The sequence below is a fragment of the Pedobacter sp. genome (assembly GCF_035317785.1).
Taxonomy (GTDB): domain Bacteria; phylum Bacteroidota; class Bacteroidia; order Sphingobacteriales; family Sphingobacteriaceae; genus Pedobacter.
The window spans coordinates 15687-36673 of the sequence record NZ_DATHGC010000382.1 but is presented as its reverse complement, the minus strand read 5'-3'; the positions used below and the strand labels follow the sequence as shown (position 1 = coordinate 36673).

Below are 20987 nucleotides of genomic sequence, written 5' to 3'. Positions count from 1 at the left end.
CTGAAATTATAATTTTAAATCTGCTTTTTGGTATTTAAACACGATATTTGCAAAAAAAATTACAGAGAGATATGCCAAATATTGTTCGTCTTATTATAGGTTTTGTGGTGTTGGGAGCTTCCATTGCTATATTTTTTACCAGCTTTTGGGGCTGGGGCATCCTGGGTGTGTTTTTAAGTCTCCTGGTATTTGTTACTTATTTCTTTAATGAGAACATGCTGCTTGCCCAGTGGTTCCTGAGAAAAGACAATATGCCAAAAGCTGAGGCTTTTTTGAACAAGATCACCAACTATGAAAAACAGCTGATCAGGGTGCAGCACGGTTACTATAATTTACTGATCGGACTGATAGAATCCAGAAGGGCACCAATGCAATCGGAGAAATATTTTAAGAAATCAATTTCTTTAGGCCTGCACATGGACCATAACATTGCTCTGGCTAAATTAAGCCTGGCCGGTATTGCGATGGCCAAAAGAAATAAAAGGGAAGCTCAGATGTATTTAACTGAAGCTAAAAAGGCAGATAAAAATAAATTACTTGCTGATCAGATTAAACAAATGAAGGACCAGCTGGGAATGCTGGACAAACAGCAACAGGTGAGGTACCGCTAAGGTTATTTTTCATTTAAATCATCAAAGTTGTCGTTTCCGTCATAGCTTGATGTTCTGCTGATGATGTCATCGTCTTCCATATAGGTCTTCTTTTTACTGAAGAACAACTGTTCTGATTGAATTCTGGTGATGAGCTGGCGTACAAGAGTCAAATCAAATGTGTCTTTGCTCAATTTTATACAGTATTCTTTTTCGTTTATTTCAAGGCATGAACTGTTCATAATATTTCATTTTTAATATGCCGTAAAATTAACAAGGCTTGCTATCAGTTTATGTAGCAAGCCTTTAACTTTATGTTATATTATTGTTAACCGGACAGATCGGCCTTTTTGACGGTTGGAAGGGCTTTTAAGCGAACCAGGCGGTTACTTCTTCTTTTGAGGGCATGGCCAGTTCCAGTTTTAACTTTTTGCGCATCCCGCCCAGGTCATTGAAGACCTTATTTGGATTTGCAGCTTTCAGATCTTCGATGGTATTGATACCCATTTTCCTGATCACCTGAACCCATTCAGCGGGGACTCCGGCATTTACAAAATCTTCATCTGTTACGGCCTTTGCTTTTTTCTCCGGTCTCATCTGCGGGAAGAACAAGACCTCCTGTATGGTAGACTGGTTGGTCATCAGCATCACCAGACGGTCTATGCCTATGCCCAGGCCTGATGTAGGCGGCATACCATATTCCAGGGCGCGGATAAAATCCTCATCCATTGCCATCGCTTCAGCATCGCCTCTGGCAGCGAGTTTTAATTGATCTTCAAACCTTTCTCTTTGATCGATAGGATCGTTGAGCTCGGAATAAGCGTTCCCAATTTCTTTGCCCAATACAAAAAGCTCAAACCTTTCAACAAGACCTTCTTCGCTGCGATGTTTCTTCGCCAAAGGCGTCATTTCCAGGGGATAATCTGTGATATAAGTTGGCTGAATCAGGTTTGCTTCTACTTTTTCGCTGAATAATTCATCGACAAGTTTTCCGCGTCCCATGCTGGAATCTATTTCGATGTTAAGACTTTTGCAGGTTTCCTGCAACTGTTCTTCAGTCATTTTAGAAACATCAATTCCTGTATATTTCTCAATAGACTCATACATGGTCAGTTTTGCATACGGACCTTCAAAGTTTAACTGATGTTCTCCAACGGTTACAATAGCAGAACCGTGTATGGCAATAGCTATTTTTTCAAAACATTCCTCTACCATGGCCATCATCCAGATATAATCTTTATAAGCTACATAGATTTCCATTGACGTATACTCCGGATTGTGCGTCCTGTCCATTCCTTCATTGCGGAACATCTTGCCAAACTCATACACTCCGTCAAAACCCGCAACGATCAAACGCTTTAAATAAAGTTCATTTGCGATGCGCAGGTATAGCGGCATATCCAGTGTATTGTGATGGGTAGCAAACGGACGTGCTGCGGCACCACCGTGAATAGGCTGAAGGATTGGTGTTTCTACCTCCATCCAGCCCTGCTCATCAAAGTAATTCCTCATGGTGTTGATCACCTTTGAGCGGTTGATAAAGATCTGTTTGAAGCCCGGATTTACGGTAAGATCGACATAACGCTGTCTGTAGCGCAGTTCAGGATCGGTAAATGCATCATAAATGTTTCCCTCTTCATCACGCCTTACCACGGGTAATGGTCTCAGTGATTTTGCCAATACCTTTAAATCAGTAACGTGTAAAGAGATCTCACCGGTCTGGGTGGTAAACATATAACCTTTTACGCCAATGAAGTCACCAAGATCAAGCAGCTTCTTAAAAACAGTGTTGTATAGTGTCTTATCTTCATGAGGGCAAAGATCATCCCTTTTCAGATAGATCTGAAGGCGTCCTGTTGAATCCTGCAGCTCCACAAAAGAAGCACTTCCCATGATCCTGCGGGACATGATCCTGCCGGCGATGCTGATGTTCTTGTATGCGGTCTTGTCCCTGTCATAATTTGCTAAAATGTCTGCAGCGTTGGCATTGATGTCAAATGCCTCAGCAGGATAAGGGTCGATACCCAATTCACGGAGTTGATTTAGCGAATTTCTGCGCAATAACTCTAGTTCTGATAGTCCTGTACTCATATCGTATATATACGGCCGGACCGTATACGTTTATTTGTGTATAATTAAAATTTTGGCAAAAATAGGCATTTTTCTGATTTAAATCAGCTTAATCTGCCTCAACACTTTCCGTGTACATTTGGTTGATGGTCTCCGCATATTTGCTTTCAATCACCTTTCTTTTTGCTTTAAGCGTAGGTGTGATTTCCCCTTCTTCCATGCTAAATGGATTGCGCTTTACCTTGAAATTCTTTATCCTTTCAAATTTGGCAAGTTCATTGGAGAGTCTTTTGATGTCCAGGCCGATCCAGTCGATGACCTCCTGGTTGTCAATAAAAACATCAGGTTGCTGAAAAAAGGATTCAGGCAGCTGGAACGCCTCCTGCAGGTTCTCTTTATTAGGGACCACTATTGCAGTCAGGTATTCTCTTTTGTCACCGATCAGGAACAACTGATCTATTTTAAGGCTTTTCAAATAGATGTTTTCAACAGGGGTTGGATAAACATTCTTGCCATAAGCATTTACGATCATATTTTTAAGCCTGTCAGTGATCTGAAGATTGCCCTTGTAAAAACGGCCGATATCCCCGGTATGAAACCAGTCATCCTTATCGATCGCCTCCGCAGTTTCGGCAGGTTTGTTGAAATACCCCTGCATGACACAATGGCCCCTTACGATGATCTCACCTTCAGCACATTCAAAGTTTTCGTCAAAGGATTCGTGGGTCTGGATGCTGACCATTTCTTTGGTCTCTACATTCTGAATGCCGATCTCAATCCCCGGTATTACCCGGCCAACCGTTCCATATACCTGTCTGTGATATTCAGTCACGGCCATTACCGGAGAGGTTTCCGTAAGTCCGAATCCTTCCAGGATCTTAATGCCCAGGTTGCCAAAGAACTCGCCTACATTTTTAGGCAATGCTGCTCCGCCTGAGATCATGAACTTTAACCGGCCGCCAGTCTTCTCTTTGATCTTGCTGAAGACCAGTTTCTCCGCCAAAGCCTTTTTTGCCGATAAAATTAATCCCGGAGTTCCGCCATTGGCTGCCTTACGCCGGTAGTTTTGCCCGGTCTCCAGTGCCCAGAGAAATATTTTTGACTTTAATCCGCCTCCTGAAGTTCCGCTTTTTATGGCCTTGTCATGAATCTTTTCCAGTAAGCGTGGTACACAGTTCATCACCGTAGGCCTGATCTCTCCCATATTTTTAGCCAGCAGTTCCAGGCTTTGGGCAAAAGCAATCTTGCAGCCCTGGGCACAGCATACGTGATAGGTAGCGGTGCGCTCAAACACGTGGGATAGCGGCAAGAAAGAGAGGAATGTTTCCGTCTCATCGATGACAGGTATTTGCTGCAGACACACTTTTACATTTTCTACAAAATTGTAGTGAGAAAGCATGGTGCCTTTTGGAATTCCTGTTGTACCCGATGTATAAATCAGAGAAGAAGTGTCTGAAGGTCGAAGTGATTGCCGGATACTGTCGATCTGTGCGGTTTTTTCGCCATTTAAAAGATTTTTATAGTTCAGTACTTCCTCAAAGCTGATGATCTCCTGCTTCAGATCTTCAGGAATGGTAGTTTTGGTATATTCCTCGAAAGCGGGAATGATGTAACGCAGCTCCCTGCAGTTTGCAGCTATTTTAAGGATTTTTTTGAAAAGGAATGTATTTCCGATCAGGATGGATTTAATGCCGGAATCATTGATGATGTATTCTACCTCATGTTCTGAAAGGGTGGGGTATATGGATACATTTATGGCACCTATTTGCTGAATACCCTGATCATAGTATACATATTCAGGGGAATTTTCTATCATCAGACCCATTCTGTCACCTTTCAAAATTCCTTTATCAAGGAAAAATGCCGATACCGCATCTGCGTTTTCAAGGGTCTCTTTAAAAGAGATCTCTTCCCATTCTGACTTCTTTTTATCAATTAAAAAAGTCTCTTCCGGTTTATGGATATTTTCTACTACGTTCCTGAGTAAGCTGGGAACCGTAGAAAACTCGTTGAATGATACCATATGGTGTTCGTTGGTTAGCTGTATATAAAAAAAGGACGCTTTTAGCGTCCTCTTACAAATATATGAGAATATCTATTAAACTGAAAAACTCTCTCCGCAACCGCAGGAACGGCTTGCATTCGGATTGTGAAAATTAAATCCTTTGCCGTTCAATCCATCAGAAAAGTCAAGTTCAGTGCCGGCCAGATATAGGAAGGACTTCATGTCCAGCGCTATCCTGATGCCCCGGTCTTCAAAAAACTGATCGCCTTTCTGCTCTTCATTATCAAAATCTAAATTGTATGACAAACCTGAACAGCCGCCGCCTTTAACGGAAACACGCAAAAAATAGCTTTCGTCCATAGCTGCGTCCTGCATCAGGTGGTCAATTTTGCTTTTTGCTTTATCTGTTATTGTGATCATGACGTTTTTATTGTCTTCTTAGTGATGTGATTTAGCCAGTTCAATTGGTTCTAAACCGTTTTTAACGCGGTAATCGTTGATTGCTGATTTAATAGCATCCTCTGCCAAAACTGAACAGTGGATCTTTACCGGCGGTAAAGCCAGTTCCTCAACAATATCCATATTGTCGATGGTCATCGCCTCATCAATACTTTTACCTTTTAACCATTCTGTCGCCAGTGAAGATGATGCAATTGCCGAACCACAACCAAATGTTTTAAATTTAGCGTCAGTGATCATGTTGTTTTCATCAACTTCAATTTGAAGGCGCATTACATCGCCGCACTCCGGTGCGCCGACCAATCCTGTACCAACCGATTTGCTGTCTTTATTTAAAGTACCAACATTTCTTGGGTTGGTATAGTGTTCCATTACTTTCTCTGAATATGCCATTTTTTCTATTTCTTTAGTGTTCTGCCCACTCAATTTTACTCAAGTCAATTCCTTCTTTAAACATTTCCCACAGCGGAGAAAGGTCCCTCAGGTGATTAACTGCTTTTTTAGTATTTTCTATTGCGTAATCAATTTCTTCTTCAGTAGTAAAACGACCCAATCCAAAACGTATCGAAGAGTGTGCCAAATCATCAGAAAGACCCAAACTTTTTAATACATAAGAAGGCTCTAATGAGGCTGATGTACAGGCAGATCCCGATGATACAGCCAGATCTTTCATTGCCATCATCAGACCTTCTCCCTCAACATACTTGAAAGAGATGTTGGCCACATGCGGCAAACGATGCTGTGTATTGCCATTCACATAACTTTCTTCCATCTGGCTCAATGCACCTTCGAGTTTATCTCTCAGGCCTGATAAACGTTTTGCTTCTTCATCCATTTCCAAACGGCAAAGCTCACAAGCTTTACCCAGGCCAACGATACCAGGTACGTTTAAAGTGCCCGAACGCATGCCGCGCTCATGGCCGCCACCGTCCATTTGGGCAGTTACTTTAACCCTTGGGTTTTTACGGCGAACATATAATACACCAACACCTTTAGGGCCATACATTTTGTGGGCAGAAAAGGCCATCAGGTCAATTCCGTCCTCATTTACATTTACCGGTATTTTACCAACTGCCTGCGTGGCATCTGTCATGAACAGGGCGCCAAACTTATGGGCAATCGCTGATATTTCTTTAATTGGCTGAACTACACCGATCTCGTTGTTGCCATACATGATGGTTACCAGGATGGTTTGCTCCGTCATTGCTGCTTCAAGCTCAGCAAGATCAATTAATCCATCTTCTTTTACGTTCAGATAGGTAACTTTTGCACCCAGTTTTTCCAGGTGTTTGCAAGTGTCAAGCACTGCTTTATGTTCAGTAGTGGCCGTAATGATATGGTTACCCTTATCCTGATACATTTCATAAACACCTTTAATACCCAGATTGTCGGCCTCTGTTGCACCTGAAGTGAAAATAATTTCTTTTTCGGTACAGCCTATCAGTTTGGCTACTTGCTCACGTGAATAATCTACAGCTTCTTCAGCAACCCATCCAAACGCATGATTACGGCTGGCAGCATTACCAAATTTATTGGTGAAATAAGGCAGCATTGCTTCTAATACCCTTGGATCCAGAGGTGTAGTCGCATTATTATCTAAGTAAATAGGAAGTTCCATCGTTTTGTTATATCTTATTGATAGACAAAGATACGAAAAAAGATTCCCAATAATTATAGATATTAGCGATCAGCGTATGGCTAAAACCAGCATTTTTACATTAGTTTAACCTTTTAACCCGTTTATGAAGAATATAGAGCATATAGGTATCGCAGTCAAAGACCTTGAACAGTCAGGAGGGCTCTACGAAAGGCTGCTCGGCAGCCCTTGTTACAAAACAGAAGAGGTGCCATCCGAAGGTGTAAATACAGCTTTTTTTAAGGTTGGAGAAAATAAAATTGAATTGCTGGCTGCTACACATGATGAGAGTCCAATCGCCAGGTTCCTTGAAAAAAGAGGTGAGGGCATCCATCACATTGCTTTTAAAGTAGCGGACATTTTATCGGAAATGGAGCGCTTAAAAAGTGAGGGTTTTGTATTGCTCAATGAGGTGCCAAAACAGGGAGCTGACCAAAAGCTCGTCTGCTTTGTGCATCCGAAGGAGACAGGTGGTGTGCTGATAGAGCTTTGTCAGGATCTGTTGCTATATTAAACAGGGTATCGCTGGGAATTTTCAGGGGGGCTGAATGGGTCGGGGGTCATGCAACCCCCTAGCAACCCCCTTGGGGAGGTTGAGAAGGGGTTATGAAAAGATGGAAACAAGAACCTGCCGGGAAGGTAAGGGTATGCAGCGGTCAGGAGTTTTCCACATCTACTGAATTTTATTTGCATACTACTTGTTTCTAAAAAATAAAAGTCCGATATTTGCATCCTTAAAAATAAGCGACAAATAAGTTATATAATCATATGAAAAAAGATCTTCATCCATCAAGCTATAGATTTGTAGTGTTTAAAGATATGTCTAACGAATATTCTTTTTTAACAAAATCTTGCGTAGATACTAAAGAAACTATTCAATGGGAAGATGGAAATGAGTATCCTCTTTATAAATTAGAGATCTCACACACTTCACACCCTTTTTATACTGGTAAAATGAAACTGGTTGATACTGCAGGCCGTATCGATAAGTTCAAAACCCGTTACGCCAAAAAGTAATTATACCAATAATAGAAATTATTTTAAGTCCCGTTGCTGTTGCTTCGGGACTTTTTTTATTTTTGTAGCTTATGACAATCAATTTATTTGATGATGGCGCATGGCTTACGCTCCGTCCACTCTCTCTTACCAGGCCGGTTGCCGATCTGAGAATAGGAATTTTAACTATTGCTCAGAAATGGGAAAAATACCTGGGCACAGGTCAGGCGGGTTTCAGGACCATTTCTTATCTGGCACCAAAATATGTTTTAGCAAAGGATGCAGGTTTGTTCATCAATGGCTCTGTCTGCCCTGACCAGAAGCTCGCTGAAGCTGTTTCCGGTTTAAATCCGGGAGAGTCATTAAAAAAGTCAGACCTCATCATTGCCTATAAAGCTGAGGCCGGTGAAATTCCGGAAGATGCAGCCATTGGTCTTTTCACATCAAAAAATTACGATGCTGAATTGATCAGGATAAGTTTTCCTGAAGATATTTTTAAATACAATGATACTGAGCTGAAAAAAGATTTTGCCCTGCTCACCAAAGGGCGCAGCTCTGCAAAATTAAGTAGCACCAATACTTTTATCGGCGACAATATTTTTGCTGAGGAAGGGTCGGAAGCGGAATGTTCCACTTTCAACAGTAAAAACGGGCCTGTTTATTTGGGCTATAATTCGCAGGTTTGGGAAGGCTGCCACATCAGGGGGTCTTTTGCGCTTTGCGACAACTCCCAGATAAAAATGGGTGCTAAAATATATGGACAAACTACAATTGGTCCGCATAGCCGAGTAGGCGGGGAGATCAATAACGCAGTAATATGGGGTTATTCTTCAAAAGGCCACGAAGGTTATCTTGGCAATTCTGTGATGGGGCAGTGGTGCAACATCGGTGCCGACAGCAATAATTCTAACCTGAAGAACAATTACGCAGAAGTAAAATTATGGGATTATTCGACTGAACACTTTCGCAAGACCGGCTTGCAGTTTTGTGGTCTCATTATGGCAGATCACGCGAAATGCGGTATCAATACCATGTTCAATACGGGTACTGTAGCCGGAGTAAGCGCCAATATCTTTGGCGCAGGTTTTCCAAGAAACTTTATACCCGATTTTGCATGGGGCGGTGCTCATGGCTTTGAAACTTACAGTCTCCATAAAATGTTTGAGACCACTGAAAAAGTTTATGAACGCAGGAACATGGTATTTAACCAGATTGAAAAAGACATTTTAACTCAGATTTTTGAGGACACCAAAACACACAGACACTTTTAAACCAGGCATAAGGTTAGCCCTTAACAGCCTAAATAAATTATATTATGAGAAAGAAAATAGTTGCAGGAAACTGGAAAATGAATTTGGATTATGCAGAAGGCATATCTTTGTTTTCGGAAATTGTCAATATGATAAGAGATGAGAAACAGGGAGAGCAGCTGGCCATCATCTGTGCGCCATCTATCCACTTAAACAGTCTTGCGAAATTAGGCGGCAATATTGTGAGTGTTGGTGCTCAAAACTGTCATCAGAAGGAAAGCGGTGCGTATACCGGGGAGATCTCTGCAAAGATGATCAAATCTGTAGGATGTGGGTATGTAATTATAGGACATTCAGAGCGTCGTCAGTATTTTGCGGAAAGTAATCAGCTATTGGCAGAGAAAACAATCATTGCCCTGCAAAACGGTTTAACTCCTATTTTCTGCATCGGTGAGACCCTGGACGAAAGGAACAACGGAAGCTATTTTGAGGTGTTAAAATCTCAGCTGGAAGAAGGTGTTTTCGGTTTGCCTGCTGAGGACTTTGGTAAAATAGTGATCGCTTATGAACCGGTTTGGGCAATCGGGACCGGCTTAACGGCTACATCTGAACAGGCACAGGAAGTTCATGCGTTTATCCGTAAGGAAATTGCCGGTAAATATGATTCGGCAGTTGCAGACCATACAAGCATACTTTATGGTGGCAGCTGTAATCCTAAAAATGCCGGGGAGCTTTTTGCTCAGGCAGACATTGACGGTGGCCTTATAGGAGGTGCATCATTGAAATCAAGAGATTTCGTAGACATCGTTAAAACTTTTAATGCTTAATGCAGTACATACAGGTTACTTTCAGCTTTGCCGGAATTGAGGAGTATCAAAAGGACCTATTGATTGCGGAACTCGCGGACATAGGTTTCAATACATTTGAAGATACACCTGATGGGTTTGCCGGGTTTATCGACCAGGCAGGTTTCGATGAAACCCGGCTCACATCGGCAATGCTGCAGTTTGAAGGGGAGTTTGAATATCAGTACACTGTTGCTGAAATAGCGGCAGAAAACTGGAACGAGGAATGGGAGAAGAATTTTGAACCGCTGATCATTGATAACCAATGCTATGTAAGGGCCACATTTCATCCTTCGCAGCCCCAATATGCTTATGAGATCGTCATTGATCCTAAGATGGCATTTGGCACCGGCCACCACCAAACTACAACCATGATGATGGAGTACATCCTGGCTGCGGATGTAAAAGATAAAATCGTTCTGGATATGGGTTGCGGTACAGGCATACTGGCTATCCTGGCAGCAAAAAGGGGTGCGGGCTCATTGGTTGCAATAGACAATGATGAGGTTTGCTATCTGAGCGCTCTGGAAAATTCGGATCTGAACAATATTAGTAATATTGAAGCATCATGCGGAGGTAAGGAAGTTATACCGGATACCAGTTTTGACATCATTTTTGCAAATATAAACCGAAATATCCTGCTGGACCAGATATCAGATTATAGTAAAGTACTGAAAGCTGGTGGAAGTATTTTCTTTAGCGGATTTTATGAATCTCCGGATCTTGATATGATCCGCAAGGAATGTGAATCTTTCGGGATCAGGTTCATTGATCGTAAGAAAAATGGGGAATGGGTAGCCGCCCGCTTTAAGAAAGACTGACAGGTCCTTATTTAATTCAGAATATATGCGTATACATTTTATTGCCATAGGCGGCAGTGCCATGCACAATCTCGCCATAGCCCTGCACAAAAAGGGATATCAGGTGACAGGTTCAGACGATGTCATTTTTGAGCCTTCCAGCAGTCGGCTCGACAAATATGGCCTGCTTCCAAGGCAGATGGGCTGGGACGAAAACAACATTACAGCAGATCTGGATGCGGTCATTCTGGGGATGCACGCCCTTAAAGACAATTCTGAGCTGTTAAAGGCGCAACAAATGGGCTTAAAGATCTATTCTTATCCTGAATACATTTATGAACAGACCAAGGACAAACTCAGGGTAGTAATCGGCGGGAGCCATGGCAAGACCACGATCACTTCTATGATCCTTCATGTGCTGAATTATTATAAAAGAGACTTTGATTACCTGGTGGGCGCACAGCTGGCGGGTTTTGATACCATGGTCAAGGTTACGGAGTCTGCTCCGCTGATTGTCATAGAAGGGGATGAGTATCTGGCTTCTCCGATAGACAGAAGACCAAAATTTCATCTTTATAAGGCCAATATTGCCGTCATAAGTGGGATTGCATGGGACCATATCAATGTATTTCCAACTTACCAGGATTATACCAGGCAGTTTGAGCTTTTTATAGAAACCATACAGCCGGGGGGAAAGTTAATTTACTGCAATGCAGATCAGGATTTGAATGACCTGGTGAAAGATTCAAGTGCGCCTGCTGAGCCGATTGGCTATGGTATTCCTGAACATAAGGTAAAAAATGGAATTACCTATCTCTTACCTGATGAAACCGCTTTAAAAGTATTTGGAGACCATAACCTTATGAATTTGAATGCGGCCAAACTCGTATGTCTGCAACTGGGTATTGACGGGGCACAATTTAACATTGCGATCTCCTCTTTTACTGGAGCGGCAAAGCGGCTTGAATTATTGAATGGCGAAAATGAGACTAATGTTTATAAAGATTTCGCACATTCTCCATCCAAATTAAAAGCAACTATAGAAGCTGTCAAAGCACAATTTACAACCCGACAACTTGTCGCCTGTATAGAGTTGCATACATTCAGCAGCCTCAATAAAACCTTCCTCGAACAATATGCCAATACTATGACAAAAGCTGATATCGCAATTGTTTACATCGATGAAAAAACTTTTGTACAAAAGAAAATGGAACCGTTCACACAATATGATGTTCAAACAGCGTTTAACAGTAAAGAAATACTATTTTTTAATAATTCAGCGTTATTGGAAGATTACTTATTAAATATTAATTTTTACCGTACCAACCTGTTGCTGATGAGTTCCGGAAACTTTGGTGGGCTGGACCTTACTAAATTGGCACGTGAGTTGAATACAATTTCACCGAAAGAATAATAAATAACACATAAACCTAATTTTAAATTATGAACATTATAGGTAAAAACATTAGACAATTGCGCCAAAAAAATGGGTGGAGTCAGGGAGAAGTGGCAAAACGTCTGAGCATTTCTATTCCTGCATTTTCTAAAATTGAAACCGGTATAACTGATATTAACATATCCAGATTAGCCCAAATTGCCAATTTATTTGAAGTCTCAACTATGGATATCATTTCTAAAGAAGGAGAAAATCCTCAATCTCTTAATTTTGAGGAGATCAGTAATCTAAAAGAAAAACTTTCTCAAAGGGAAGAAGAGATCATCAAACTTCAAAAGAAGGTGATTGATCTTTATGAGGAAATCAGAGAGAAATAGGTTCTGCCGATTAAAATATTTTACGCATGGTCAGGTGCCGCTTTCCAAAAGTGGCACCTGTTGCATGATGTATCGACAACATCTTGTCATTAAAGTCCCCGACCCAGGAAAGTTCCAGCTCGTCATACTGATCTAAGGGCAGCACATATTCCTTGAGTTTAATGAACAATGCCGATTCCAAGCCATGTTTTTGATAGGCACTTTTAGTACCCATTACAATAGCCCTCATCCTGCTGACACCGACCCACCTCCTGTAAACAAATTTAAGTTTCTCCAATAAGCCCAGTTTGCCGTTAAATCCTTTGATCATTTGATTTGCATCCGGAATAATCACCACAAAAGAGGCAGGTTCTCCATTTATGTAGGCAAACCAGATCAGCTTTTCGTCCATGATGGCCTCCATCTTCTTAAATGATTCTTCCAGCGTTTCTTTTTTGATCGGAACAAAGTTCTCAAAGCCCTTCCAGCCGTCGTTGTAGATCTCCATCAGGTCAGCTACATATTTCTGCGCATTCTTTTTAGAGAAATGCTCAAAAGTATATCCTGGTTTATTTGCTACCCAATTGGCGATCTTTGTAAACCTTTCAGGGAATGGATTTCTGACTGCAAGATGATTGGTGATCTGTTCGTATTCTTTTTTAAAACCGTAGGTCTGAAAAAAATTATAATAGTAATCGGGATTATAATTCATGCCGAAAGAGGGAGGAGTGAAACCTTCTACAAGAAGACCCCAGAATGAGTCGTTTTCTCCAAAATTGATGGGACCGTCCATGGCAGTCATTCCATTTTGCTGCAACCATTCCTTGGCGGTATCAAATAACAAAAATGCCGCAGTTTGATCATTGTTGCACTCAAAATAACCCATACCGCCTGTCGGCTGTTCATACTGATAAGCTTTTTTTTCATTGATGAAAGCTGCAACTCTGCCAATGGTTACGCCCTGATCATTGTTCAATACCCACCTGGTACACCTGCCATGTTTAAAGAACGGGTTTTTATTGACATCAAAAACACCTTCTATATCCTGATCAAGGGGGCGGATCCAGTTGTGGTCATCCTGGTAAATGAGATCTGTAACGTCTAAAAATTTTCTTGCAGTTTTTGTATCTGATACCGGTATTATCGTCATTCTGAGATTGGGCATGGAATTAAAATAAAAAGCATCCCAATATATGGAATGCTTTTTACACTAGTCTATAGTATATGGGTTTTAATAATCGTCGTCGTCGTCATCCGCACCATAGGTGTCAAATGTGTCCAGATCATCTAACGGCAAATCAAAATCATCGTCGTCATCATCATCGTACTTGTTACCGTTAGTTGTTTCATCCTGCACATCTTCCATTTCATCATCTGGATCAACTTGTGGACTTTGATTGATTGGTTTTTTCGGAGTTTTCATTACAAAAGTATAATTCCCTAAGTTTTTTATTTATAATTTAAATTTACAAAAATCTTTTTGAATAGATCTTTGTTACTCCAAAAATAGTATAAAAATCAATTTTACGGAAAAGATTGTTTGCAAAAAATATTCCTGGCTAATCCGGCTGTAAGCTTATAGGAAGAAATGAGCGTTCTCTAAAAAGAAGGCAAAAAAAAATGGTAAAGCTATGAACTTTACCATTTTTTAACACACAAATGAAACCTGAATTGAGATATAGTTTTAGGTTAGGTAAAATATCTGTATCAATTCTATAAGAACGCTTTTTACAAACTATGTTTGTTTTAATATCTATAACAAGTTTAATGCAAATTTGTAAACGATTTCTTTTTAATTAGTAAGTGGTATGAAATATTGAGTAAACGGTACTTAGCTACCGTAAAGGGATCACAATGGATACAAAAGTGCCCGATTTTCCATTTTGCCGAATCTCCATTTGTATAGGATTGGGTTCAACCTGGTTCAGTAAATTGATCCTTTCTTTGGTGAGATCCATCCCCTTACTCACGTGCTGTCCCTTTTTCTCTTTAAGTGAATTGTCTATTCCGATGCCATTGTCTATAATTTGAATGACCAGATGCCCGCTGTCCTTCAGATTGATGTCAATGTCAATTTTACCACCCTCTTCCCTCGGCATTATACCATGCCATATTGCGTTTTCAATGTATGGCTGAAGGATCATCGAAGGGATGGTTGTTTCTTCTTTATCAATGGCATTGTCAACGGTAATGGTATAATTGAATTTTTCACCAAATCTTTTTTTCTCCAGGCTGAGGTATAACTCCAGGTATTCCAGTTCTTCTTCGAGCGTTACATAGCTTTTGGTACAGATTTCCAGGTTCTTTCTGATCAGCCTGGCAAAGCCGGTCAGGATCTTATTGGCCGAGGTGGTGTCTTTGGTGTTGATATAATGCTGTATGGAGTTCATTACGTTAAAAACAAAGTGCGGGTTCATCATGGCCTGCAATGCACGTTGCTCCAGCATCAGAATTTTATTTTTTAGCAGGAGCTGTTCCTGTTCTTTGTTCTTTTGACGTTTTGTTACCATTACAGCAAGCTTATATAGCGCCAGCCCTGATAGGGTGAGGATGATCATGAAAAACCATGGTGTCTGCCAGAAATGCCGTTCCATGATAAAACTTACTCTTGCCGGACTGCTCCATACACTATTGCTGGATTTTGCACTCAGCTCAAAAGTATATTCTCCTGGTTCGAGAGATGAAAATTCAAGCCTTCTGTTTTTCGTTTCGGTCCACACCGCGTCTGATTTAAGACGATACCTGTAGGTTACGTTCTTGTTCTGAAAATCTATGGCACTATAATAGAAGGTAATGTTATTGCTGTAGGGGTTCAGCAGATGATTTTTCTCACTAAGGCTCAGCTTCACTTTATTGTTGACGATAGAAGAAATAAAGACCTGAGGGGCCTCGCTGATCACCTGGGTTTTATTGATAGAAAAGAAAACGAGCCCGTTGTTGGTTGCAAAATAGGCATTGCGCTCGTCAATATACATGCCGTTTACCCCTTCAGCAAGCAGCGCACTGGTATACTCAAAACTTTCTATATAAGCATCCCTGCCTTTAAGAGAAATCCTGTTGATGCCATTATTGGTGATCGTCCACACCTCATTTCCCTTTACAAATAGCTTCTTGCAAATGTTATCTACCAGGCCGTCTCTCTGGGTGATTACTTTAGTAATCTTCTTGTCTTTAATATAGATGATCCCATATCCATCCGTGGCGAGAACAATCGTGCCGTCGTTTAATTCCTGGATGTCATTTATCCTCCTGGTGAGCAGCGGGCTCTTTTCATAATAGTTATAAAGCTTTTCGGCTGAAAACTCCGACAATCCATTGATATTGGAAAACCAGAGGCTTTTATTTTTGTCATAAAATACGCTGTATGATCTGTTGTTAAAAAAATCTGCCTGTTGTTTGAAATACAATGAGCTGTACTCAAACTTATTGATACGGTCAGGCAGAATAACTACTCCGGATGAAAGTGCCATTGCCAGACTTCTATCGCTGCCGAGGCTAAAACTCTTGATGACAAACATCAGATTATTTGCTTCTTTCAGATAGTCAATGGTCTGATTTTTATGAATGTCCCCGATCCTTCCCAGCCCATAGTCAGATGCGAAATATACAGAGTTGTCAGTGGTGTCAAAAGTAAGCTGTTTGATCATGTTAAATTTTCCTTTATCAGGAACCAGGAATTCATTGACAGTGAAAGTATGACCGTCGACAATATTAATTCCTGCATAGTCAAGTCCCAGCCAGATCTGGTTTTTATCGTCTTTTGTAATACTTTTTACCACATCACTGCTCAGTCCGTCAGACCTGTTGATGATGTACAGCCTTTCATCTTTTTTTGGCAGCATATAAATGCCGTTATTGGTTGTAAACCACATGTTACCCTTCGAGTCCTTGATCACCTGGCTTGATAATATGTTTTGGAGATAACTGCTTACTTTTCCCGACCTGTCTATCAAATGAATACCTGAGTTGTTGCTTAACCAGAGTCCTTCATTGGGATCAAAATAGAAGTAACCCGGATCATTCTGCAAAAGATCAGGATCAATACTCAGCCTGAGTGGTTGTTCATTTCCACTTTTTATGTTCAATCCCAGCTGGTCAATATATGCGATGGACTTGTCGGGCATGTTCAAAGCAGTTTTGTAAGAAAGCGGTAAAGAGCTGTGCGGTATTACTTTAAAATTGCCCTTGTCCAGTATCCTTACACACCTGTTGCTATAGGCCCAAATCTTGCCGCTGCGATCTTCATGCACAAAGGTATTGATGAACTGGCGGTCGCTGCTGGCCGAAATAAATTTCATGATAGATTTTCCGTCCCACATGACCAGCACATTTTTGTTGGTGCCCAGCCAGATCCTGCCTTTGGAATCCTGGAAGAAAGAGACAATTACCGCATTAAATTTTAGCAGTTTCAGCAACCTGTTATTGGTCTCATTGTAGATTTTTCCATTGGAGAAATAACTGAGCTGACCGTTTAACGCCAAAAACCAGATTCTCCCGTTTCTGTCCTCTTTAAGCTGCAGGATCTGATTGTCGGGCAATCCGTCATCTACCGAAAAATTTTCAAATACCTTTCCGTCAAATCTGCTTACTCCGGCATCTGTGGCTACCCAAATGTAGCCTTTGGAATCCTGCAGGGTATAAAAGCAATTGTTACTTGGCAGTCCGTTTTTGGTATTGAAATGTTGGAGATAGGTTGTCTGGCCAAACGCATTTATGCCGCTGAAAAATAGAATGATCAGCAGGATAAAAGACCGGATTAAGTTCTGGGCATTATTTTTCACTGTCAAAACTGGTATAAGACCTTACCTTTTCGGCTAAATCACTGGCCCGTCTTCTTGATACCGCAATTTTTTCTCCATTTTTTAACAGGACCTCATAGCCGTTGCGGTAATTATATTCTTTAAGGTAATTCAGATTTATGATACTGGATTTATGAATTCTTACAAACTGATGCTCCGGCAATATTTCTTCGTATTCTTTCAATACTTTAGATACGGTTATTTTTTCCCTGTTTGCCAGGTGAAAAACTGAGTAATTGCTGTCTGCTTCTATGTGTACAATATCTTCGATACTGATCAGGCTGTAGCCTTGTCCGTTGGGCAAACTGATTTTTCGGATCTCATTTCGGTCGGACAGATTCACAGCCAGGTTCTGCAGGCTTTCAGCTCTGCTCTGCTCTGTCTTATTCAGTAAAATATGTTTTGAGGCTTTGTCTACAGCTGCCTTGAGTTCATCTATGTCTATAGGCTTGAGCAGATAATCCAGCGCGTTCGCCTTTATCGCTTTCAGCGCATATTGGTCATATGCAGTAGTAAAGATTACATGGGCTTTGCTGTGTTGTACGCTTGGAATCAGTTCAAAGCCATTTTCACCGGGCATAGCGATGTCCAGGAAAATCACATCTATAGTATTCTGCGACAAGAGGGACCTTGCTTCGGCAACAGATTTTGCAATTCCGGAAATATGGATCTGCTCACAATTTTCCTGCAGCAGGAAATATAATGATGAGCGGGCGAACTCTTCGTCGTCGACTATAATGGCATTTAACACGCTGATTGGGTTTTATTCTGGTGAATTTATTAAAAAAATGAATGATCCGTGAATATTTCTTCTAAACTCCTAAAACCGTTCTGTTTTTTCCTTCGTATGTGCTGATATAAGCATTGAAAAAACTTAAATAACTAAAACTTAATTTAAACCCTTATGAAACCTGCTTGATGTGAGTTTCATAACCTTAAAACCCAAATTCTAGTATTATGAAAAACTTACAAGAACAAAACACGCAAGTGGAGCAAAGCGTTTTTACTGCTCAATTGCAACGCCGTTCCTTTCTGCAATATGCAGGGGCTGGCGCAGCTGGTATCGCTCTTATCGCAGCCGGATGCAAAAAAAGAGACAGAGGTATCCCTGAGTATGAGGGCGTTGTTTTAGATTTTAAAGATGACTTCGGCGTATTAAATTATGCTTATGCATTGGAGCAATTAGAAGCTGCGTTTTATATCCAGGTAGCTTCAGCGCCGCCTTCGGGTTTTAGTGCTGCTGAAAAAGCTTATTTCCAGGACATCCAGTTTCATGAAATTGCACACAGGGAATACTTAAAAAAGGCTTTAGGTGCGGCTGCTATTGGTAGTTTGGAAGTTAATTTTTCAAGTATAAATTTCACCGACAGAACGAGCGTTTTGGCTACGGCTAAAGCTTTTGAAGACCTTGGTGTTGCGGCATATAATGGTGCAGGTGTACGTTTGACTACAGACGCCTATCTGGTAGCTGCCGGAAAAATTGTTTCAGTTGAGGCACGTCATGCTGCGTATATCCGTGATTTGATTTCCAACGGAAGTTTTGCGAATGCAGAGGTCGTTGACGCTAACGGACTGGATGTGGCACTTACTCCCGATAAAGTACTTCCAATAGCTGCTAATTATGTCAAAACCAAAATTAACGTAATCAATTTATAACCCTTAATCTTAGAAAACATGAATATTGTAAACATAATAGAAGAAATAGAAAAAGTTGATGGCGAGATATATGAGCGTCTAAACCCGAGAAGGGCAGCCATGAAAGATTTTTATAGTATGGGCAAGAAAATAGCCTTGGCAGCAATGCCGCTGGCTATGGGTTCTATGTTCAAAAAAGCATATGGACAAAGTACGCCAACTGCTATTACTGATGTTTTGAATTTTGCATTGACACTGGAATACCTGGAGTATCATTTTTACAATCACTCACTTTTGGCTGCGCCAGGATTGCTTACTCCAGGTACACCTGCGCATGGTGCGATTACTACAATCCGCGACCACGAATTGGCCCATGTAAATTTGCTTAAAGGGGCACTGGGTGGCGCTGCGGGAAAAGTCTATGCTTACGCTGATTTTGATTTTACAGCTAAAGGCACGTTCCCGACGGTATATACAGATTATAAAACATTTCTCGCTGTTGCTCAGGCATTTGAAGATACAGGGGTAAGGGCTTATAAAGGTCAGGCAACTGTACTAAAAGGAAATGCAGTATTGACGACCGCGTTACAGATCCACTCTGTTGAAGCACGTCATGCTTCGCACATCCGTCAGATGCGCGCTGCTCCCGCCGGTGGTGGTGTTGCCATTAAACCATGGATCAGTCTTGGTGCAGGTGGCGGAGCAAATGATTCTGGTGTTCCTCAGGTAGATCCTGTATATGCCGGTGAAGCCTTAGATGTACAGACCGGTGTGACCATCACAGGCATTGCAACAGGTGTCACTAAAGCTGCTGCAGTAGAATCTTTTGACGAACCACTGGCTAAAGCAGATGTACTTACCATTGCGAGCTTATTTATCAAATAATAAGCCTTAAAAATTAAGTTTGTTTAAGTTTAGGATAGGGGAAGGAGACGAAAGTCTTCTTCCTTTTTTTATGCTAATAAGTAATCACCTGTTCTTCCAGATGTTCGGGCAGGTCACGGTAGTTGTATTGCTGTCCGCGCAACTGGGGCTCAAAACCTGCTTCTTTGATCGCTGTTTGAATTCCCTGAGCGGTAAAGCGGTGTGGTGCACCGGCAGCAGAAACCACATTTTCCTCGATCATGATCGAGCCAAAATCATTGGCACCGGCATGGAGACAAAGCTGTGCAGTGTTCTTTCCTACAGTTAGCCAGGATGCCTGGATGTTCAGCACGTTTGGCAGCATGATGCGGCTCAAAGCGATCATTCTGATGTATTCGTCACCTGATACATTGTTGCTGATGCCCCTAAGCCTTTTTAATAAAGTGCCGTCATCCTGAAAAGGCCAGGGGATAAAGGCCAGAAACCCTTTTGCATGTACTGGTTTTTCACTTTGTACTTCCCTGATCCAGACCAGGTGTTCAAACCGCTCTTCTATTGTTTCCACATGGCCAAACATCATGGTCGCCGAGGTGGTGATGTCCAGCTGGTGTGCTGCGCGCATCACATCCAGCCATTCCTGGCCGCCGCACTTGCCTTTAGAGATCAGCCTGCGTACCCTGTCATTGAGTATTTCTGCGCCAGCTCCGGGCAGTGAATCCATGCCTGCTGCTTTAAGTGCTTTCAGTACTTCTGTATGAGATATTCCTTCCAGTTTTGCTACGTGGGCTATTTCGGGCGGTCCCAAAGCATGCAGCTTAAGGTCTGGATACAATTCTTTGAGCTGTTTAAAAAGATCGGCGTAAAACTGCAGCCCGAGGTCAGGGTGATGGCCGCCCTGCAGCAGGAGCTGGTCACCGCCCAATCTGAATGTTTCTTCGATTTTTACCTTATAGGTTTCAATATCAGTAATGTAGCTTTCGTCATGCCCTGGTCTCCTGAAGAAATTACAGAATTTACAGTTGGCGATGCAAACATTGGTGGTATTGACATTGCGGTCGATCTGCCAGGTTACTTTTCCGCTGGTTACCTGCTTCTTTCTCAGTTCATTTCCAACAAATGCGAGGTCGGCAGTTGCTGCGTTATGGTAAAGAAAAACACCCTCTTCCTTCGTCAGGAAGTCGAAATGCAAGGCCCTTTGTAATAAATCGGCAGTATTCATAGTGCAAACTTAGATAAAATTGCCCCGCAGAACAAATTTATCAATCGCTCCTTTGTCATAAAAAACA

The 20987-nt window shown here is 41.5% G+C and carries 21 protein-coding genes; 10 read left to right on the top strand and 11 right to left on the bottom strand.

Annotated features, from left to right (window positions below; translation table 11 throughout):
* Positions 1 to 71: 71 nt before the first annotated feature.
* The gene (locus VK541_RS24165; protein ID WP_324373248.1) at positions 72 to 611 is read left to right on the top strand and encodes a DUF2892 domain-containing protein; all 540 of its coding nucleotides are present in this window, start codon (positions 72 to 74) and stop codon (positions 609 to 611) included.
* A gap of 2 nt (positions 612 to 613) precedes the next feature.
* Here VK541_RS24165 and VK541_RS24160 read toward each other — a convergent pair whose 3' ends face one another.
* The 6 genes from VK541_RS24160 to VK541_RS24135 form a co-directional block, all read right to left on the bottom strand.
* Entirely contained in the window at positions 614 to 832 is a 219-nt protein-coding gene (locus VK541_RS24160; RefSeq protein WP_324373174.1) for a hypothetical protein, read from the bottom strand.
* A 127-nt stretch (positions 833 to 959) separates the two neighbouring features.
* The gene (gene lysS, locus VK541_RS24155; protein ID WP_324373172.1) at positions 960 to 2681 is read right to left on the bottom strand and encodes a lysine--tRNA ligase; all 1722 of its coding nucleotides are present in this window, start codon (positions 2679 to 2681) and stop codon (positions 960 to 962) included.
* 88 nt (positions 2682 to 2769) lie between these two features.
* Positions 2770 to 4683, bottom strand: a complete 1914-nt coding sequence (locus tag VK541_RS24150) for a long-chain fatty acid--CoA ligase (RefSeq protein ID WP_324373171.1) — start codon at positions 4681 to 4683, stop codon at positions 2770 to 2772.
* A gap of 75 nt (positions 4684 to 4758) precedes the next feature.
* Positions 4759 to 5085 carry a HesB/IscA family protein gene (locus VK541_RS24145; RefSeq protein ID WP_324373169.1) on the bottom strand — a complete coding sequence of 109 codons (327 nt, stop codon included), beginning with the start codon at positions 5083 to 5085 and terminating at the stop codon, positions 4759 to 4761.
* 18 nt (positions 5086 to 5103) lie between these two features.
* The gene (iscU, locus tag VK541_RS24140; protein WP_285055881.1) at positions 5104 to 5517 is read right to left on the bottom strand and encodes a Fe-S cluster assembly scaffold IscU; all 414 of its coding nucleotides are present in this window, start codon (positions 5515 to 5517) and stop codon (positions 5104 to 5106) included.
* Between the two features lie 13 nt (positions 5518 to 5530).
* Positions 5531 to 6742, bottom strand: coding sequence for an IscS subfamily cysteine desulfurase (locus VK541_RS24135; protein WP_324373167.1), 1212 nt, complete (start codon positions 6740 to 6742; stop codon positions 5531 to 5533).
* 124 nt (positions 6743 to 6866) lie between these two features.
* Here VK541_RS24135 and mce point away from each other — a divergent pair, with 124 nt between their 5' ends.
* The 7 genes from mce to VK541_RS24100 all read left to right on the top strand — a co-directional run bounded on the left by mce (position 6867) and on the right by VK541_RS24100 (position 12424).
* Positions 6867 to 7274, top strand: coding sequence for a methylmalonyl-CoA epimerase (mce, locus tag VK541_RS24130; protein ID WP_324373166.1), 408 nt, complete (start codon positions 6867 to 6869; stop codon positions 7272 to 7274).
* 254 nt (positions 7275 to 7528) lie between these two features.
* Entirely contained in the window at positions 7529 to 7777 is a 249-nt protein-coding gene (locus tag VK541_RS24125; RefSeq protein ID WP_285055887.1) for a type B 50S ribosomal protein L31, read from the top strand.
* Between the two features lie 71 nt (positions 7778 to 7848).
* Complete coding sequence (locus VK541_RS24120) at positions 7849 to 9027, top strand: putative sugar nucleotidyl transferase (protein WP_324373165.1); 1179 nt, start codon at positions 7849 to 7851, stop codon at positions 9025 to 9027.
* A gap of 44 nt (positions 9028 to 9071) precedes the next feature.
* The gene (tpiA, locus tag VK541_RS24115) at positions 9072 to 9833 is read left to right on the top strand and encodes a triose-phosphate isomerase (protein WP_324373164.1); all 762 of its coding nucleotides are present in this window, start codon (positions 9072 to 9074) and stop codon (positions 9831 to 9833) included.
* Positions 9833 to 10672, top strand: a complete 840-nt coding sequence (gene prmA, locus VK541_RS24110; protein WP_324373163.1) for a 50S ribosomal protein L11 methyltransferase — start codon at positions 9833 to 9835, stop codon at positions 10670 to 10672. Before tpiA ends, prmA begins: the two co-directional genes overlap by 1 nt.
* A 25-nt stretch (positions 10673 to 10697) precedes the next feature.
* Entirely contained in the window at positions 10698 to 12065 is a 1368-nt protein-coding gene (locus VK541_RS24105; protein ID WP_324373162.1) for a UDP-N-acetylmuramate--L-alanine ligase, read from the top strand.
* A 29-nt stretch (positions 12066 to 12094) separates the two neighbouring features.
* Positions 12095 to 12424 (top strand): helix-turn-helix domain-containing protein, encoded by a 330-nt coding sequence (locus tag VK541_RS24100; RefSeq protein WP_324373161.1) that lies wholly within the window; start codon positions 12095 to 12097, stop codon positions 12422 to 12424.
* Between the two features lie 10 nt (positions 12425 to 12434).
* Here the strand turns inward: VK541_RS24100 and VK541_RS24095 are convergent, their stop codons facing one another.
* The 4 genes from VK541_RS24095 to VK541_RS24080 all read right to left on the bottom strand — a co-directional run bounded on the left by VK541_RS24095 (position 12435) and on the right by VK541_RS24080 (position 17953).
* Positions 12435 to 13553, bottom strand: a complete 1119-nt coding sequence (locus VK541_RS24095; RefSeq protein ID WP_324373247.1) for a GNAT family N-acetyltransferase — start codon at positions 13551 to 13553, stop codon at positions 12435 to 12437.
* A gap of 81 nt (positions 13554 to 13634) precedes the next feature.
* Positions 13635 to 13826 (bottom strand): hypothetical protein, encoded by a 192-nt coding sequence (locus VK541_RS24090; protein ID WP_324373160.1) that lies wholly within the window; start codon positions 13824 to 13826, stop codon positions 13635 to 13637.
* A gap of 412 nt (positions 13827 to 14238) precedes the next feature.
* A complete protein-coding gene (locus VK541_RS24085; RefSeq protein ID WP_324373159.1) occupies positions 14239 to 17184 on the bottom strand; it encodes a ligand-binding sensor domain-containing protein in 2946 nt (981 codons plus the stop codon).
* Positions 17174 to 17953: a LytTR family DNA-binding domain-containing protein gene (locus VK541_RS24080; RefSeq protein WP_324373158.1), complete on the bottom strand. Its 780-nt coding sequence runs from the start codon at positions 17951 to 17953 to the stop codon at positions 17174 to 17176. The genes VK541_RS24085 and VK541_RS24080 overlap by 11 nt, the downstream gene beginning before the upstream one ends.
* Before the next feature lie 206 nt (positions 17954 to 18159).
* Between VK541_RS24080 and VK541_RS24075 the strand changes: the two genes are divergently transcribed.
* Together VK541_RS24075 and VK541_RS24070 are read left to right on the top strand one after the other, a co-directional pair.
* Positions 18160 to 18858: a ferritin-like domain-containing protein gene (locus tag VK541_RS24075; protein WP_324373157.1), complete on the top strand. Its 699-nt coding sequence runs from the start codon at positions 18160 to 18162 to the stop codon at positions 18856 to 18858.
* Between the two features lie 18 nt (positions 18859 to 18876).
* The gene (locus tag VK541_RS24070) at positions 18877 to 19722 is read left to right on the top strand and encodes a ferritin-like domain-containing protein (RefSeq protein ID WP_324373156.1); all 846 of its coding nucleotides are present in this window, start codon (positions 18877 to 18879) and stop codon (positions 19720 to 19722) included.
* Between the two features lie 73 nt (positions 19723 to 19795).
* On the opposite strand, the gene VK541_RS24065 is transcribed toward VK541_RS24070, so the two are convergent.
* Positions 19796 to 20920, bottom strand: coding sequence for a CofH family radical SAM protein (locus tag VK541_RS24065; protein WP_324373155.1), 1125 nt, complete (start codon positions 20918 to 20920; stop codon positions 19796 to 19798).
* Between the last annotated feature and the right edge of the window lie 67 nt (positions 20921 to 20987).

Bases quoted from the DNA above. Each gene is read 5' to 3' on its own strand.
- VK541_RS24165 (WP_324373248.1), top strand. From the start codon at position 72: ATGCCAAATATTGTTCGTCTTATTATAGGTTTTGTGGTGTTGGGAGCT.
- VK541_RS24160 (WP_324373174.1), bottom strand. From the start codon at position 832: ATGAACAGTTCATGCCTTGAAATAAACGAAAAAGAATACTGTATAAAA.
- lysS (WP_324373172.1), bottom strand. From the start codon at position 2,681: ATGAGTACAGGACTATCAGAACTAGAGTTATTGCGCAGAAATTCGCTA.
- VK541_RS24150 (WP_324373171.1), bottom strand. From the start codon at position 4,683: ATGGTATCATTCAACGAGTTTTCTACGGTTCCCAGCTTACTCAGGAAC.
- VK541_RS24145 (WP_324373169.1), bottom strand. From the start codon at position 5,085: ATGATCACAATAACAGATAAAGCAAAAAGCAAAATTGACCACCTGATG.
- iscU (WP_285055881.1), bottom strand. From the start codon at position 5,517: ATGGCATATTCAGAGAAAGTAATGGAACACTATACCAACCCAAGAAAT.
- VK541_RS24135 (WP_324373167.1), bottom strand. From the start codon at position 6,742: ATGGAACTTCCTATTTACTTAGATAATAATGCGACTACACCTCTGGAT.
- mce (WP_324373166.1), top strand. From the start codon at position 6,867: ATGAAGAATATAGAGCATATAGGTATCGCAGTCAAAGACCTTGAACAG.
- VK541_RS24125 (WP_285055887.1), top strand. From the start codon at position 7,529: ATGAAAAAAGATCTTCATCCATCAAGCTATAGATTTGTAGTGTTTAAA.
- VK541_RS24120 (WP_324373165.1), top strand. From the start codon at position 7,849: ATGACAATCAATTTATTTGATGATGGCGCATGGCTTACGCTCCGTCCA.
- tpiA (WP_324373164.1), top strand. From the start codon at position 9,072: ATGAGAAAGAAAATAGTTGCAGGAAACTGGAAAATGAATTTGGATTAT.
- prmA (WP_324373163.1), top strand. From the start codon at position 9,833: ATGCAGTACATACAGGTTACTTTCAGCTTTGCCGGAATTGAGGAGTAT.
- VK541_RS24105 (WP_324373162.1), top strand. From the start codon at position 10,698: ATGCGTATACATTTTATTGCCATAGGCGGCAGTGCCATGCACAATCTC.
- VK541_RS24100 (WP_324373161.1), top strand. From the start codon at position 12,095: ATGAACATTATAGGTAAAAACATTAGACAATTGCGCCAAAAAAATGGG.
- VK541_RS24095 (WP_324373247.1), bottom strand. From the start codon at position 13,553: ATGACGATAATACCGGTATCAGATACAAAAACTGCAAGAAAATTTTTA.
- VK541_RS24090 (WP_324373160.1), bottom strand. From the start codon at position 13,826: ATGAAAACTCCGAAAAAACCAATCAATCAAAGTCCACAAGTTGATCCA.
- VK541_RS24075 (WP_324373157.1), top strand. From the start codon at position 18,160: ATGAAAAACTTACAAGAACAAAACACGCAAGTGGAGCAAAGCGTTTTT.
- VK541_RS24070 (WP_324373156.1), top strand. From the start codon at position 18,877: ATGAATATTGTAAACATAATAGAAGAAATAGAAAAAGTTGATGGCGAG.
- VK541_RS24065 (WP_324373155.1), bottom strand. From the start codon at position 20,920: ATGAATACTGCCGATTTATTACAAAGGGCCTTGCATTTCGACTTCCTG.